Genomic DNA, 14,989 nt, shown 5'->3' with positions numbered 1-14,989 from the left:
CCGCCCGCGCCACCGCACGCCGTGGGCATTCGGGCTACTGCCCGCGCTGCGGGGCCGACTCGTTCGCTTGCGCAGCTGCGCGTCCACGGGCCCGGCCCCGGTCTCACCGGGCGCTGCCCGGACTGTCAGGCGCCGGCCCTGCGCCTGGCCCAACAACCAGAGCACCTCAGGCTTGCAACTGGGCGACGGACAGGGGGGTCCTCCGGTTTCCCGGCGCTGACAGACCCGTGCGCATGACCTCGACGGCTCGGTCCCCGGAAGTGTGCGCTGCGCCTCCAGACGCACTTTCACGGCGAAGCCGAACGCTCCCGGCCCTGTCCTCGTCGCAGCCCCCTCATGGGTGAGGCGACCGGGGCACGGTGGCGCGGGGCGCCCGGCTCGCAACGACCTCGCACCCGGGCGAAGGCGGGGCGGAGCGGAGCCTGGTGCCGCCGCGTCGCCCTGCGGAGCCGGAACGGCCCAGGACGACTCCGGTCAGAACGAGTGCCACGCCACACAGTTGTTGGGCGGTCAGCATCTCTCCGGCGAGCGCCGTGCCGAGGAGGACGCCTGTGACGGGGTTGAGGAGTCCGACCAGGCCCACGGTCCCCGCGGGCAGGTGCCTCAGTCCGGTGAACCAGGCGACGAAGGCCAGCGCGGTGGCGACGACGGCGACGTAGCCGAACGCGAGAAGAGCCGGTGCGGAGAGTGCGGGTGGAGGGCCCTCGACGACTGCGGCGGCCGGCAGCAGGAACAGTCCTCCGGCGGTGAGCTGCCAGGCGGTCGAGGCGAGCACGTCGGTTCCGGTGTCGTTCCAGCGCTTGGTCAGGATGTGGCCGAAGGACGACACGAGCATGGCGGCGGCCGAGGCGAGGACCCCTGGCACGCTCACTCCTTCCGTTCCTGTCAGCAGCATGAGGCAGACCCCGCCGAGCCCCACCGCGGCACCGGCCAGGTGCGCGATGCCGGGCCGCTCGGACACCAGGACCCAGGCGATGAGCATCATCGCCAGGGGGGACAACGCCATGACGGTCGAGGCGACGCTCGTCGGCAGGAGTTGGGATGCGGCGTAGACGAGGACGAAGAACACGCTCACGTTGAGCAGTCCGAGCACCGCGGACCGCCACCACCACGCACCACGCGGCCGCTGTCTGCACAGCCCCAGCAGCACCAGGCCGGCGGGCAGCGCTCGCAGAGCCGCCCCGTAGAGGGGCGTGCCGGGCGGCAGGAACTCACGGGTGACGTAGTAGTTCGTGCCCCAGGCCACCGGTGCGGCAGCCGTGAGTGCCACCCATCGAAGATTACCTTCCATGGAAGATAATATAGCTTCCATGGAAGGTACTGTGGCGGGCATGGACACTCCGCAACCGCTGGACCGCGTGGCTCGCATCCAGGCCGACTGGCGCCGCGAGCGGCCGGACCTCGACGTCTCCCCGCAGGGCGTGATCGGCCGACTGCACCGCCTGGCCGGCCATCTCACCCAGGAGCTCTGCCTCGTCTACGAGCGCTACGGGCTCAGCGAGGGAGAGTTCGACGTCCTGTGCGCGCTGCGCCGCGCCGGTGAGCCCTATGAGCGTGCGCCCGGAGAACTCGCCACGCACACCATGGTCACGACCGGCGCGATGTCGAAGCGCATCGACCGCCTGGAACGGGCCGGCCTCGTCACCCGCCGGCGTTCCGACGACGACCAGCGCGGCCGGATCGTGGCCCTCACCCAGCCCGGCCGCGCACTGATCGACGAGGCGTTCACCGACCACATGCACAACGAACGCCGCCTGCTGAGCCCTTTGACCGCCGCCGAGGCCGAGGCGCTCGAAGGGCTGCTGACCACCTGGGTCTCTCACGTGGAGCATGCGAGCCCGCCGGACCGTACGTGAGCCACCCGGCCGCCGAGCGGCCGAATCTACGCGGAAACCGCTCACGGACTCCGCGAGGCATCGGCGCACTCATCGACTTCATGGCTGCCTGCCGTCGAGTCCACGGCGGTCTCCGCGGCGGGCGTCAAGGATGGGGTGGTGGGGTGTTCTGGGCCGTGTGGAGCGCGGCGCCGAGAGGGCTTTGGCGGTAGTGGACGTGCCGACCGTGGCGGGTGCGGTCGACGAGATGGGCGGCGGCCAGAACGGACAGGTGCTGGCTGATGGCCGGAGGTGAGACCTTCAGCCGGTGGGCGAGTTCGGTGGTGGAGGCCGGTTCGGAGAGCAGGGCCAGGATCTGGGCGCGCGGTCGGCCCAGGAGCCGTTCCAAGGACCGGGGAATCGGGGGTGCGGGTGTTTCGCCGAGGAGGGCCTGGCCGCGGGCCGCGTAGACGATGTGGGGCGGGGCTTGGGGACTGAGCATGGTGGAGACCCCGTCGACGAAGCAGCTGGGGGTGAGCAGCAGGCGTCGGCCGTCGATGGGGATATCGGTGGCGTTGCCCGGCCAGGGGCCGCTGCGCTGGATGCTGAGGACGCCCTCGGCCCAGGCCAGTCGTTCGCTGATGCCGGAGAACAGGTGGCCGGCCCCGTATTCGGTCAGGGTGCGGGAGCGGTGGGCCAGATCGGATTCGAGTACGGCACGGATACGCGGCCACCACGGCAGCATGCACGCCTCCCAGTACGCCTCCAGCGCGTCGGCGATGTCGGCGAGCAGCCTGGCGGGATCGTGCAGTCCGGCCGCGAGTCCGGGCGGGAGAGGTTCGCCCAGCGGCGTGAAGGTGCGCTCCAGGTCGGGGCGGAGCAGGGCGGGGTCGGTGGCGCGCAGCGCGGCGAACTCCGCGCGGATGTCGGGTGCGGGCCGGTCGGGGCGGGGCGTGAGCAGGTCGGGCACCCAGTAGCGGCTGCGTGCCACCAGTGACGTCAGCAATGCGCGGTCGAGTCGTTCGAAGGCCGGCCGCATCGCAGTGCGCAGGACGCGTACATGGGGCAGACGGACGGCGTGTCCGCCCCACAGGCGCAGGCTCAGGACGGTTTCCTGCAGCGGGGAGTACGCGAAGGACGTCGCGGCGAGGTCGGCGAGCTCAAGGCGGAATCGGATCATTAAGCTCCAGTCTTAACCCATTCTGCCGAGGGGACGAGGCGGATTACCTGGCCCGCATGACCACCACACCGCCTTCCGGCGCTCGCGCTCCCCTCCCCGCAGGCCGGCCCGGGGCTCCCGATCCGACATCCGCACCACCTGCCCAGCCGGAACGGGCACCGTCCCTCAGGGCTCACCCTGTCGTGCGGGCGCTGGCAGTCCTGCTGGCGGTCAACGCGACCGGCAACGGCCTGTTCCTGGCCGTCAGCACGCTCTGGTTCACCCGCGGCCTGGGCTACTCCGCGCCCGACGTCGGCCTCGCACTCACGGTGGCCGGGCTGTGCGGGGTCCTCACCGCGTTTCCCGCCGGGCGCGCGGCCGACCGCTTTGGGGCCAAACCCGTCCTGGTCGCCCTGCACCTGGCCCAGGCTGCGGCGATGGCCGGCTTCTCCGTCGCCCGCGGCTACGCCGCCTTCCTGCTGCTGGCCTGCGCGGTGACCGCCGGCAGCAGGGCCAACGCCGCCGTGCGCGGAACCCTGTACGCCCACAGCCTGCCCGCCTCCGTGCGCGCCCCCGCGCTCGGCCTGCTGCGCGCCGTCAACAACGCCGGCATCGGTGCCGGGGCGGCGCTGGGTGCCGCGGCCGTCGCCCTCGACCGTCCCGTCGCCTACCAGGCCGCGATCCTGGCCAACGCCGCAACGTTCCTGCTCGCCCTGGTCCCGCTGCGCTCCGTCCCCGACATACGCCCCTCCGCGCTGCGGCCCGCCGGCGGCCAAGGGGGTCCGGGCAGTGTGCTGCGTGACCGCCCCTACCTCGCCGTCACAGCCCTCAACGCGATTGTCAACACGCTGTACGTCGTCCTGGAGGTCGCGCTCCCGCTGTGGCTCGTCCAGCACACCAGCGCGCCCCGCGCCCTGACAGGCGTGCTCCTGGTTCTCAACACCGTTCTGGTGGTCCTCCTCCAGGTCCGCGCCGCCCGATCCGCCGCCGGCCTGCCCGCAGCCGCACGCTTTTTCCGTCTCGGCGGCCTGCTCACCGCCCTCGCCTGTGTCACGGCCGCCGCTGCCCCGCACCGCTCCCCCGCCGCCGCGACCGCGATCCTGCTGACGGCCGTCCTGCTCCTCACACTCGGTGAGGTCACTTCCCAGGCGGGCAGTTGGACCCTCGGCTACGCCCTGGCCCCGGATCACGCCCAAGGCGCCTATCAAGGCGTCTTCCAGACGGGTATCTCCCTCACCCAGGCGCTGGGCCCGCTGGCCGTCACCGCTCTGGTACTCCCCCACGGCACGTGGGGATGGTGGGTCCTGGGTGCCGTCTTCGGCTCCGCGGCACTCGCCCTGCCCGTCGTCGTGCGACACACCGGACGACACCGGAACACCGAAGTCGAGTGACAGTCCGCTTCCGGGACCCGTCACACCTCAGGGCCGTGGCGCCGCGCCTCGCCCGGACGCGACAGGGGCGTGCGCCCCACGGGGCCGTCGTGGCAGGCGTGGGCTCCGTCGCCACGGAGCCCACCGACCGCCATCGCACCGGACGGTCCCGGCGCCCGAGGCGTGGCGGCGGGAACATCGCGTTGTCGGGTCGCCTCCTGATCGTCGAGCCAGAAGGTGCCGGGGGCCCACTCCGCGGCGCGGTAGCGGCCCTGGGGCGTCACCGCTGCACTGATGTTCCCCGAGGCCGAGGCGCAGTGCCCTTGGCTGCGAATCTGCCTGCCAAGGCCAACCAGGCAGTCACTCTCTGCACTCACGCAATTGCCAAAAGTGGCAGGATCTGCCGCGTGGACTACCAACGATGTACAGAGCTCCTCGCCGCGGTGCACGAAAATCCCCACAGGCTGACCCGGACGGTCCGCCAGAAGAATGTTCCGCTGCTGCTGGAGGCGCTGGGGCGGCCCGAGCGGTCGTTGCGCGGGATGCTGGTGGTCGGGACGAACGGCAAGGGGTCGACCTGTGCCTTCGCCGTGGCGGCGGTGACGGCGGCCGGCGTTCGGGTCGGCAGCATGCCCAGCCCTCATCTCCAGGAACCGAGGGAACGCATCCGGATCGACGGGGTGCCGGTCACGCGCGCGGAGTACACGGAGGCGTTCGCCGAGGTCTGGCAGGCGATCGAGCGGCACGGGCTGCCCGTGCTGGCCCAGGGCATCTTCGCGGCCACCGCGGCCGTGCATTTCCGGCGGGCGGGCGTCGACCTGGCGGTGGCCGAGGCGAGCATCGGCGGCAGCAGGGCAGCGGCCGCGGAGCTGGGCCTGGACGTCAAGGTGGTCACCGGCATCGGGCTCGACCACACCCGGTTGCTCGGCGGTTCCCTGGACCAGATCGCCCGTGCCAAGATCGCGGCTGCGCAGGACGGGGACCACGTCGTCCTCGGGCGTCTGGCCCCCGAGGCCGCCGCCGGCGCCGAGCAGGTCCTGCGGGAGCGGTCCGGGCTGACCGTGTGGCGTATGGACCGCGACATCCGCTACACCGCCCGTGCCTCCGACTGCGGCACGGGCACACTCGTGGACGTCACCACCCCCCGCGCCGTCCACCGCGGCCTGCCCTGCCCGCTGGCCGGCGCCCATCAGCACCACAACCTCGCCACCGCCATCGCCGCCGTGGACGCGATGGCCGAACGCGGGCACATCCACGAGCCCGACGGCGCCCGGCTCCGCGCCCGGCTGGCGGCCACCCGCTGGCCCGGCCGCCTGGAACTCGTCGATCCCGCCCGGCTGGACCACTGGACGGGCCGCGTCCTGCTCGAAGGTGCCACCAACCCGCAAGGCGTTGCCACCGTCGCCCCGGAGATCCTGCGACACGCCCGTAGCGGCGACCACCCGGCACCGCCCGTACTGGTCTTCGCCTCGATGAACGACAAGGACGTCTCCGGCATGCTCGCCCCGCTCCCCACCCACTGGCCGCTGGTCCTCACACGCACCGGCTCCCACCAGGCCGCGGACCCCGCCGCCCTGCACAACCAGCTCTCGCCGACCCGTCAGGGACCGTGTCTGACCGCCGACGACACCTCATCCGCCCTGCGCAGGGCAGCCGCACACGCCGGGACCGGCGGCCTGGTCGTCGTCCTCGGCTCACTGCGTCTGGTGGGTGAGAGCCGCACCGTGCTGGGACTGCCGCCCGCATGAGGCTGCCCCTGCTGCCGGGAACGTCGACGGCCCGCAACGAGCACCAGAAGCGTGCGCCCGCGCCGGAGTCCGCACGTTCGTTCACGGCGACCCCCGTCGGCCTCCCCGGCCGAGGGTGCCGCACAGGGGTCACTCGGGTCATCCAGGTCACAAGGGCTTCTCCAGTGCGTGGTCGGCTGCGATCCGGGCGATGTCGGACGGTGTTCCGGCCATGATGGTGCGGGCGTGCTCGGTGACGAGGTCGGAGGGCCAGTCCCACCAGGCGGCGCGCCGCAGCCGTTCGATGTCGGCGTCGTCGAAGCGCTGACGGATCGGGCGAGCCGGGTTGCCGCCGACGATCGTGTACGGCGGGACGTCGGCGGTGACCACGGCGCCGGCCGCGATGACGGCGCCGTCGCCGATCCGTACGCCCGGCATGACGGTCACCCCGTAGCCGAACCAGACGTCGTTGCCGACGACCGTGTCGCCGCGGCTGGGCATGGAGGTGACGATGTCCAGGGTCTCCTCGGCCCACCGGCCGCCGAACATGGTGAACGGGTAGGTGGACGGGCCCATCGTCGGATGCTCGGCGCCGGCCATCAGGAAGCGGATCCCCGTGGCGAGCGCGCAGTACCTGCCGATCACCAGACGCTCGGACCCGTAGGCGTAGAGGACGTTGCGGCGCTCGAACTCCGTGGCACCGTCGGGATCGTCGTAGTACGTGTACTCGCCCACGGCGATGTTCGGCGAGGTGATCAACGGCTTGAGGAACACCACCCGGTCGTACGCCGGCAGGGGGTGAAGGGTGGTCGGGTCAGGTGACAAGTGCTACTCCTCGGGAAGGGGGATGAGGGTTGTTGTGGAGGGGGTGGGAGGACGATTCCGGTCCGACCCGGGTCGGCGGCACGCCTCTTGGCCACGGGGTGACCTCGTCGAGGTCGGGCTCGGTGAAGTACTACGGCGTGCCGCGACGGGGCACGGGACGGACTCCACGGATGACCGCCACGTCGGACACAGGCAGCGGCCCGAGTACCGCGCCTCGGAACGGGGCGCGGTACTCGACGATGCGTGCGGTTACGAGGTCCAGCCGCCGTACGGAACGGTGATGAGTTCCATGGCGTGACCCGCCGGGTCCATGAAGTACACGCCGCGACCGCCGTCGTTGTGGTTGACGGCGCCGGGCTGCTTCTTCTGAGGGTCGGCGTAGTGCTCGATGCCGCGGCTTGTGATCTGCGCGTACGCCGCGTCGAACTCGTCCTCGGAGATGAGGAAGGCGTAGTGCTGAGGGGTGATGCTGTCCGCGGGGATGGTCGCGAAGTCCAGCGTGACGCCGTTGCTCAGGCCCACCGCGATGAACGGACCCCACTCGGCGGTGATCTCAAGGTTGAGAAGGTCCGCGAAGAAGTCAGCGGACTCCCGGTTGTCCCGGGCGTGAACGATCGTGTGATTCAACTCGACTGACAAGGAATGCCTCCGAAGGCATGTCCCGACACCTCCATGTCTCACCCAGCCGGTGACCGACACGCGATGTTGCCGTAGATCATAACGCTATCCGATCAATGGATCAAGGGCAGTTGCTGCCCGCCCCGGCCTCAACACGCCGCCGACAGGGCGCATGTGCGGTCGGCCACCCGAAGCGCTGCCGGCCCGCACCCGGTGGCGATGGTCACCGCGTGGTGAGGTCGTGAGTGGCGCCGTTGGTGATGGCATGGAGTTTGTCCGGGTTGGCCACGTTGTGGATGGTGGTGATGCGGCCGTCGCTGTCGAGGTCGAAGGTGACGGTGGCGATCACGCGTCCCGGGCCGCGGAACAGGATGCCCGGACCGCCGTTGATCTCGACGCGTTCGGCTTTCATGTCGGCGGGCTCCACGCCCTGGTAGGTGACGGTGCCGATGGCCGCGAACCAGGAGGCGACCGTGGCCGCGCCCACGACCGGGCGCAGGGCCTGGCGGACCTTGCCGCCGCCGTCGGTCCACAGGGTGACGTCCGGGGAGAGCAGGTCCATGAGGGCGTTGATGTCGCCGCCGGTCGCGGCGGCGAGGAACCGGTCGGTGGCCTGGCGCCGGCGCGGCCGGTCGGCCGGGAAGCGTGGCCGCCGGGCGCGTACGTGTGCGCGGGCCCGGTGCGCGGCCTGGCGCACCGCGGCTTCGGAACGCTCGACGGTCTCGGCGATCTCGGCGTGGCTGAAGTCGAAGACCTCCCTCAGCACGAACACCGCGCGCTCCAGCGGGCTGAGTGTCTCCAGCACCACCAGCATGGCCATCGACACCGACTCGGCGTCCGTGACGGTCTCGGATGCGTCCCCTGCGGTGAGGACGGGTTCCGGGAGCCACGGCCCCACGTAGGTCTCCCGCTTGTGGCGGGTGGAGCGCAGCCGTTCCAGTGCCAGGTTCGAGACGATGCGCGTCAGATACGCCTTGGGGTCGGTCACGTGCGGGCGGTCGGAGGCGGACCATGCGATCCAGGCGTCCTGCACGGCGTCCTCGGCGTCGGCGGCGCTGCCGAGGAGGCGGTAGGCCACGGAGAACAGCAGCCGCCGGTGCTCGTGGAAGACCTGCAGGCCGGGGTGGGGGGACGCGGCGGTCACATGGTCTCCTGGAGCCGGGTGAAGCGGCCTCCGCGGGGCCAGAACGCGCCCGACGCGGGGGTCTTCTTCATGCGGATGTACGTCGGCCAGGGCGAGGCCGTCACCGTTTCCTTGTACCGGACGGCCGGGCGCCCCGTCAGGCAGATTCGGCGCGGGCTGCCGTCGGGGCGTGTGAACTGGACCATGGCGTCGCCGCGCCCCAGGCTCACCGGCGTGTGGTAGTAGCCGAAGCGGAACGGCTTGGGGTGCTTGCCCCTGAGCATCTGGTCGATCGACAGCGCGGCGTGCACTCCGGTCGGCATGCCGCTCTGGCAGGTGCCGTGCATGAGGCCGTAGCCCTGGCGGATCGCCGCCGCGTCGCCGATCGCGTACACCTCGGGGTGGGACACCGACCGCAGCGCGGTGTCGGTGACGATGCGTCCGTGCCCGTCGACGGCCAGTCCGGCGGCTTCCGCCAACGGCGCGGTCCGGGTGCCGCTCGTCCACAGGACCGCGTCGGCCGCGATGCTCTCCCCGCCCGCCAGCTCGACCGCGCCGGGCAGCACCTTCAGGACCTCGACACCGGCGCGCACCTGCACGCCCAGCCGGCCGAGGGCGGCACGGAGGTACGCCTTGGCCTTCGCGTTCATGGCCGCCCCGGGCTCCTGTCGGCCCAGGAGCACCACGTTCAGGTCCGGGTGCCGTTCGGCGATCTCCGCGGCCGCCTCGACACCGGTCAGCCCGCTGCCCGCGACGAGCACCGTGCCGCTGCCGAGCCGCGCCAGCCGGTCGGCCAGCAGTTCGGCGTCCTGGGCGCTGTTCAGGGTGTACGCGTGGTCCTCGGCTCCCGGCACCGTCGAGGTGTCGGCGACACCGCCCAGCCCGTACACCAGGGTGTCGTAGTGCAGGATCCGCCGGCCGTCGATCCTGACGGTCCTCGCTCGCGGGTCCACCGCCGTCACCCAGCCGCGCACGAACTGCGCGCCCGTGCCCTCCAGAAGTTCCGGGATGCTCAGCTCGGCGAGCTGCCGGCCGCTCGCCGCCATGTGCAGCCGCATCCGCTCGGTGAACCGCTCCTGCGCGTCCACCAGGGTCACCCGCACGTCGTCGCGCCCCTTCACCCGGGCGGCGAGCTGTACGGCCGCGGCCATGCCCGCGTACCCCGCCCCCAGGATCACCACGCGGTGCGCGATCGCCGTACCGGTCTCCTGCCGTGTGCTCATGGTTCCGTCCTCCTTCTGCACGCTTGCTGACGCCCACCAGATGGGAGCAGGAGGCCTGAACGTGACATGGGCCGACTGTGACGCGCGCCACAGGTCGTATCGGGGGTGCCGACGCTGCCGGGGGCCGGAGTTCTGGAGTGTCAGCCGCGCCGGTACCGGGCGGCCATCGAGTGGAACACCTTCTTCGGTTCCCAGCGCGTCTCGTCGAGCATCCTGACGACACCGTAGGAGCCGAGGTCGTGCTCCCCGGGTCTGCTGTAGCCGGCGAAGGTGAACCAGAGTGCGGTGTCGACTCCTTCGTCCTCGAAGACGTCCAGCAGTTCGGTGAGGTAGCGCACCTGCTCGTCCTCGTCCGGGATCGCTCCGTGCGGCACCTGCCAGGCCATGCCGCCGCGTTCTCCCGCGCCCCGGTACGCGCAGGTTCCGTACTCGGTGACCGCGACGGGCTTGCCGTGGGCGAGGTGTCCGCGCAGCTCGTCACGGAAGCCGTCGGCGTTGTAGGAGGCCCGGTAGGCGTCGATGCCGACGAAGTCGAAGGCGTCCCAGTCCACGGACTCCCAAGGGGCCGAGGCATAGGTGATCCGTCCGCCGAAGTACCTGCGGACGGTCGCGGCGATCCGGGCGAGGAAGTCGTTGAGGCGTTCCTGCACCGGTCCGAGGGAGGTCCACCACTCCATGTCGGCGTCGGCCATGGCCCGTAGACGGTCGCCGTAGGTGTCACCCGGGATGAATCCGCCGCAGAACGCGCTGATCTCGCAGCCGGCGACGAACACCACGTCGGCGCCGGCCGCCCGAACGGCCTCGGCCCGAGCGGCGCAGTCGGCGAAGAACGGGAGCAGCCGGTCGTGGGGAAGGTCCACGGGGAAGGGTGCGAACCAGATCTCCAGACCGGCGTCCGCGGCGTGCTGTGCGGCGATGCTCAGCCGCTCGGGTTCCCGACCCGAGATCCGTACGGAGTCGCAGTGGAGCTCTCCGGAGATCACCGCCATGTCGTGCCGGACCGTCTCGGCGGTGAAGTTCTTCCGGGAGATTCCGTCCCCCGGAAGGAACCCCGTGTCGTAGTTGATGCCCCGTGCGCGCACGTCGGTGTCCCTTGCTGCCGTTGCCGTGTCCGGGCAAGTCAACGCCGCGCGCGGGACTTTGGCCAGAGGGCGGCTCCGGTGCCGATCCGTCACCTGCCCGTCTCGCGAGGAGCCGCTTCGGCGCGGCCCACCCCTGCCGGGACGACCGGGCGGGCCGGTGGTCAGAGGCGGGAGAGTTCGTCGACGAGGTCGTCCAGTCCCAGTGAGCCCTGGGAGAGGGCGGCCATGTGCCAGGCCTTCAGGTCGAAGGACTCGCCCCGGCGCCGCTCGGCTCGTTCGCGGCCGAGCAGCCAGGCCCGTTCGCCGAGTTTGTAGCCGATCGCCTGCCCCGGCATGGTCAGGTAGCGGATGAGCTGGCTCTCCACGTAGTCCGCCGGGCGGCTGCTGTGCGCGCTGATGAACTCCTGGGCGAGGCCGGGCGTCCACCGCTCGCCCGGACGGAACGGGGAGTCGTTCGGGATGTTCAGCTCCAGGTGCATGCCGATGTCGACGATCACCCGGAGTGCCCGCATCATCTGCGCGTCGAGGTAGCCGAGTCGTTCCTCCGCGTCGGAGAGGAATCCCAGTTCGTCCATCAGCCGCTCGGCGTAGAGGGCCCAGCCTTCGATGTTGGCGCTGACGATGCCGACGGTCGCCTGGTAGCGGGAGAGGTCTCCTGCGACGTGTATCCACTGGGCGAGCTGGAGGTGGTGGCCGGGGACGCCCTCGTGGTACCAGGTCGAGACGAGGTCGTACACCGGGAAGCGGGTCTGTCCCATGGTGGGCAGCCAGGTGCGGCCGGGCCGGGAGAAGTCCTCCGAGGGAGGGGTGTAGTACGGGCCTCCGCCGCCTCCGGAAGGTGCGATGCGGGACTCCACGCGGCGTATCCGGTCGGCGAGTTCGAAATGCGTGCCGTCGAGGGCGGTGATCGCCTCGTCCATCAGTTTCTGGAGCCAGTCGCGGACCGCGTCCTCGCCCTCGATGTGCCGGCCGTGCTCACCGAGCCGGGCCAGGGCGGTCCACGGGGTCTCCGCACCGGGGACGACGCGTTCGGCCTCGGCGCGCATCTCGGCGAGCAGGCGGTGATACTCCGACCAGCCGTACGCGTATGCCTCGTCGAGGTCGAGGTCGGTGCCGTTGTAGTAGCGGGCCCAGCGGGCGTAGCGCTCGCGGCCGACGGTGTCCGGGGCGTGCTGGACGGCGGGTTCGTACACCGCACGGATCCAGTCGCGCAGTCGGGCGACGGCGGCGGTGGCGGCGTGGGCCGCCCTGGCCAGCTCGTCGCGCAGCGCGTCGGGGCCGTCGGCCGCGAACTCCTCGAACCAGCCGTTGCCCCGGCCGTCGGTGTCGACCCATTCGTCGAGCTGTCCGGCGAACGCGGCGGTGCGGCGGGGGCCCGCGTACAGCTTGCGTTCCAGGCCGAGGGCGAGGGACTCGCGATAGCCGGCCAGCGCCCGGGGTACGGCCCTCAGACGCTCGACGACAGCCTTCCAGTCCTCCTCGGTCCGGGTCGGCGTCGCCGTGAACACGTCGCGGACGAAGTGCGGGGGCGTGGCCATGTTGCCCACGGCGCGCAGGTGTTCGCCCGCCTCGTGGACCGCGAGTTCGGCGGTGAGGCGTTCGCGCAGCAGGCGCGCGCAGCGGCGCTCGGCCCCGCTCCCGGCTCCGGGCAGGCGCTCGGCCTCGCCGAGACGCGCCAGGGTCTCCCGCGCGAGGGCCGCGAGCGCGTCCGCGCCGGCCGGCGAGGTGTCCTGCAGGCGGCTGGAGCTCTCCGGTACGCCGAGGAACGTGCCTGTGATCGGGTCGAGTTCGATGAGGGCGTCGACGTATGCGTCGGCTACGTGACGAGGAAGCGGGCTGTCGGTCTGCGTCATGCGGTCATCCTCCCGTGCTGCCCGCCCGCAGGCCGTGACCGGGCGGTCGCGGGAGCCGGAGAGGGCCATGGTGCAGCCGCCACGGGGTCGCCCGCGAGCTGCGTCGACCGGAGGAAGGAGACGCCGTGGCGGCTGCACCACGAGACGCGGGCCGTGCCTACGGCCCGATGGCCGGTACGGCCGTCGCCGCGTAGACCACCGCCCCGACCAGCGAGGCCAGCGCTCCGAGGCGCACCGGCCGGCTCGGTACGAAGAGGACGGCGACCACCACGTAGGGCACGCCGGTCAGAGCGATCCGCGTGCCGGCGCTGCCCAGATCGACATGCTGGGCGTACGCGGCCACGCCGGCGAGGAACCCGAGCGTGCCGAGGACGAAGACCAGTACCGCCCAGCCCCACCGCTGCGAGGCGGAGCCGCACATCGGGCACAGGTCGGCCACCGGCAGACCGGTCAGGGTCAGCAGGCCGATCGCGAGGGGCGCGCCCAGAGCGAGTACGAGCACGGTGGCGGCGGTCCCGCCGGCCCATGCCGCCAGCAGGAACGCGAAGCCGAGCATCGACACGAGGGGCGTCATCGTCACCCAGACAAGGAACAGGTGCAGGGCTATGCGTGGTCCTCTACCCGTTGTCATGGACCGAGCGTTCCTGCGGGGCACGGGATGCGCATGAGTACGCGTACTCAGAGCGGCGCGCACATCGCGGTGCCCAGAGTGGACACCGGAAAGATGGCTGCTCCCGCACCTCGTTGTGCCGGCCCCGCGGCCGGGCCGACGACGCCTCTGGGTGCTGCGCCCGGACCGGCCGGGTCACACGCCCGGTCGCCTGCCGGGGCCCGACCGGCTCGACCGGCCGGGCGGTGGTGGGGTGCGGCGGGCGAACGAGAAGAGGGCGGCGGCTTCCGTGGGTGTGGTCGCTGCTCGGCGTCCGGGGACGTCGTGGACGATGGTCGCGCCCTCGGAGCGGAGCCGGTCGGCGCCGGCGTCCCGGGACATGAGGGCAGCGTAGGCACGGACGTCGGCGGCGGTGAGGTCCGTACGGCCTCGTTCGGCGTGTTGGTGGAGGAGGTCGGTGACCTCGGGGTCGAAGCGCAGCATGGTCACCGGGGCGTCGAACCGTCCGGCGAGGGCGACGAGCCGTGCGCGCGCCCGGGGCGTGACGTTGGTCGACTCGGCGATCACGGTGAGGCCGGCGGCGAGCCTGGCGACGATCCTGCGGTCTCGTTCCTCGAAGATCCGTGCGTCCGCCGCGTCCGATTCCGCTTCGGCGGGTGAGACGCTGCCGAAGAGTTCCGCGCGGATCTCGTCGCTCGACACCACGGCTGCCGCGTCGATCCGCCGGCGCGCGACCAGGGCCCGAACGAAGCTGGTCTTGCCCGACGCGGGCGGGCCGACGAGGACGACCAGCCCTGCCGGAACCCGGAGGGGAAGAGCGAGCGGGCCGGGGCAGGCATCGCCCACCGGGTCGGGAGCCTCCGTCGGGGAGCCGGCCTGCGGTCCGTCGGGCACGTGGTGGGGGTGCGTCGGTTCCGGGGCTTCGTTGTGCATGGACCCAGCCTGCCGCACGCGGTGGTGAATCGTTGCGCTTGCCGGCCGTGATGGGATGGCGAACGGGCGGGCGCGGCAGTGGTGTTGCCCGCGCCGCGAGCAGTTGCCGAGGGCCTTGGCCGGGTCCGGGGGCATGGTGCGAGGCGCGGCCTGCGAACGGGGGTCCGGGGTTTCTGATCGCGTTCAGGGGAATCCGGCCGCGGCTGTACGACATCGCTTGCGCGGGGTGCGCTGTTCGCCTCCTTCGGCGCCTTGGTGAGCGTTGCGCTGCTGCCCTTCGTGGCGCTGCGAGCGATGGCATGGGGGGCCAGCCAGGCGCGGGCGGCGTACGCGCTCACCCCGTTGTGGTTCGCGGTGCCCCGCAGAGGGCTGCGCACCCTGTTCGGCAGGCGGCCGACGGTGTCGAGGCGGTCCGCCGGGGCCGGCGGCGTCGTCCTGAAACGGCCCCCGTCCCCCGGATGGCGGGGCCGTACGGGTGGTCGCCGACGGCGAGGCGGTCCCCTCTTCCCGGCGTCCCCGGTCCGGATGGTCACCGCCCCTCGGTCCGCCCGCGCGGCTCGGCCGAAGCGCTGCTGCGACGGCCCTGGCGGTCCAGGAAGAGGAGGTGCTGTCACGTGATGGCGGCCGGCCGGTCCGCTCCGGAGACCGCCGG

General features: G+C 72.0%; 14 protein-coding genes. 4 read left to right on the top strand and 10 right to left on the bottom strand.

Translation table 11 applies throughout. The features are described 5' to 3' along the window. Nucleotides 1-21 precede the first annotated feature (21 nt). Complete coding sequence (locus ACZ4FH_RS19660; protein WP_467306163.1) at nt 22-237, top strand: DUF6510 family protein; 216 nt, start codon at nt 22-24, stop codon at nt 235-237. Nucleotides 238-334: 97 nt separating this feature from the next. On the opposite strand, the gene ACZ4FH_RS19655 is transcribed toward ACZ4FH_RS19660, so the two are convergent. Then, nucleotides 335-1,291: an EamA family transporter gene (locus ACZ4FH_RS19655; RefSeq protein ID WP_467306162.1), complete on the bottom strand. Its 957-nt coding sequence runs from the start codon at nt 1,289-1,291 to the stop codon at nt 335-337. A 40-nt stretch (nt 1,292-1,331) separates the two neighbouring features. Here ACZ4FH_RS19655 and ACZ4FH_RS19650 point away from each other — a divergent pair, with 40 nt between their 5' ends. Beyond that, nucleotides 1,332-1,856: a MarR family winged helix-turn-helix transcriptional regulator gene (locus ACZ4FH_RS19650; RefSeq protein ID WP_467306160.1), complete on the top strand. Its 525-nt coding sequence runs from the start codon at nt 1,332-1,334 to the stop codon at nt 1,854-1,856. A gap of 124 nt (nt 1,857-1,980) precedes the next feature. Here ACZ4FH_RS19650 and ACZ4FH_RS19645 read toward each other — a convergent pair whose 3' ends face one another. Then, nucleotides 1,981-2,994: an ArsR/SmtB family transcription factor gene (locus ACZ4FH_RS19645; protein ID WP_467306159.1), complete on the bottom strand. Its 1,014-nt coding sequence runs from the start codon at nt 2,992-2,994 to the stop codon at nt 1,981-1,983. Between the two features lie 182 nt (nt 2,995-3,176). Here ACZ4FH_RS19645 and ACZ4FH_RS19640 point away from each other — a divergent pair, with 182 nt between their 5' ends. Next, complete coding sequence (locus tag ACZ4FH_RS19640) at nt 3,177-4,364, top strand: MFS transporter (RefSeq protein WP_467306158.1); 1,188 nt, start codon at nt 3,177-3,179, stop codon at nt 4,362-4,364. Between the two features lie 422 nt (nt 4,365-4,786). After that, nucleotides 4,787-6,091, top strand: coding sequence for a bifunctional folylpolyglutamate synthase/dihydrofolate synthase (locus tag ACZ4FH_RS19635; RefSeq protein ID WP_467306156.1), 1,305 nt, complete (start codon nt 4,787-4,789; stop codon nt 6,089-6,091). Nucleotides 6,092-6,238: 147 nt separating this feature from the next. On the opposite strand, the gene ACZ4FH_RS19630 is transcribed toward ACZ4FH_RS19635, so the two are convergent. From ACZ4FH_RS19630 to ACZ4FH_RS19595, 8 genes are all read right to left on the bottom strand, one after another. After that, a complete protein-coding gene (locus ACZ4FH_RS19630; RefSeq protein WP_467306155.1) occupies nt 6,239-6,895 on the bottom strand; it encodes a CatB-related O-acetyltransferase in 657 nt (218 codons plus the stop codon). Nucleotides 6,896-7,144: 249 nt separating this feature from the next. Further along, a complete protein-coding gene (locus tag ACZ4FH_RS19625; RefSeq protein ID WP_467306154.1) occupies nt 7,145-7,534 on the bottom strand; it encodes a VOC family protein in 390 nt (129 codons plus the stop codon). 202 nt (nt 7,535-7,736) lie between these two features. Then, nucleotides 7,737-8,657 carry an RNA polymerase sigma-70 factor gene (locus ACZ4FH_RS19620; protein WP_467306153.1) on the bottom strand — a complete coding sequence of 307 codons (921 nt, stop codon included), beginning with the start codon at nt 8,655-8,657 and terminating at the stop codon, nt 7,737-7,739. Next, nucleotides 8,654-9,859 carry an NAD(P)/FAD-dependent oxidoreductase gene (locus ACZ4FH_RS19615; RefSeq protein WP_467306152.1) on the bottom strand — a complete coding sequence of 402 codons (1,206 nt, stop codon included), beginning with the start codon at nt 9,857-9,859 and terminating at the stop codon, nt 8,654-8,656. The genes ACZ4FH_RS19620 and ACZ4FH_RS19615 overlap by 4 nt, the downstream gene beginning before the upstream one ends. Before the next feature lie 140 nt (nt 9,860-9,999). Further along, nucleotides 10,000-10,941 (bottom strand): hypothetical protein, encoded by a 942-nt coding sequence (locus tag ACZ4FH_RS19610; RefSeq protein WP_467306150.1) that lies wholly within the window; start codon nt 10,939-10,941, stop codon nt 10,000-10,002. A 161-nt stretch (nt 10,942-11,102) separates the two neighbouring features. Next, nucleotides 11,103-12,794: a DUF885 domain-containing protein gene (locus ACZ4FH_RS19605; protein ID WP_467306148.1), complete on the bottom strand. Its 1,692-nt coding sequence runs from the start codon at nt 12,792-12,794 to the stop codon at nt 11,103-11,105. 157 nt (nt 12,795-12,951) lie between these two features. Beyond that, nucleotides 12,952-13,425 (bottom strand): hypothetical protein, encoded by a 474-nt coding sequence (locus ACZ4FH_RS19600; protein WP_467306147.1) that lies wholly within the window; start codon nt 13,423-13,425, stop codon nt 12,952-12,954. Nucleotides 13,426-13,599: 174 nt separating this feature from the next. Continuing rightward, the gene (locus ACZ4FH_RS19595) at nt 13,600-14,337 is read right to left on the bottom strand and encodes an AAA family ATPase (protein WP_467306145.1); all 738 of its coding nucleotides are present in this window, start codon (nt 14,335-14,337) and stop codon (nt 13,600-13,602) included. Between the last annotated feature and the right edge of the window lie 652 nt (nt 14,338-14,989).

This window comes from Streptomyces sp. NPDC024555, assembly GCF_055559335.1.
Note: the sequence above shows the minus strand (reverse complement) of the source record. Positions and strands in the feature narration are given on the sequence as shown.

Bases quoted from the DNA above. Each gene is read 5' to 3' on its own strand.
- ACZ4FH_RS19655 (WP_467306162.1), bottom strand. From the start codon at position 1,291: ATGGAAGGTAATCTTCGATGGGTGGCACTCACGGCTGCCGCACCGGTG.
- ACZ4FH_RS19650 (WP_467306160.1), top strand. From the start codon at position 1,332: ATGGACACTCCGCAACCGCTGGACCGCGTGGCTCGCATCCAGGCCGAC.
- ACZ4FH_RS19645 (WP_467306159.1), bottom strand. From the start codon at position 2,994: ATGATCCGATTCCGCCTTGAGCTCGCCGACCTCGCCGCGACGTCCTTC.
- ACZ4FH_RS19615 (WP_467306152.1), bottom strand. From the start codon at position 9,859: ATGAGCACACGGCAGGAGACCGGTACGGCGATCGCGCACCGCGTGGTG.
- ACZ4FH_RS19605 (WP_467306148.1), bottom strand. From the start codon at position 12,794: ATGACGCAGACCGACAGCCCGCTTCCTCGTCACGTAGCCGACGCATAC.
- ACZ4FH_RS19600 (WP_467306147.1), bottom strand. From the start codon at position 13,425: ATGACAACGGGTAGAGGACCACGCATAGCCCTGCACCTGTTCCTTGTC.
- ACZ4FH_RS19595 (WP_467306145.1), bottom strand. From the start codon at position 14,337: ATGCACAACGAAGCCCCGGAACCGACGCACCCCCACCACGTGCCCGAC.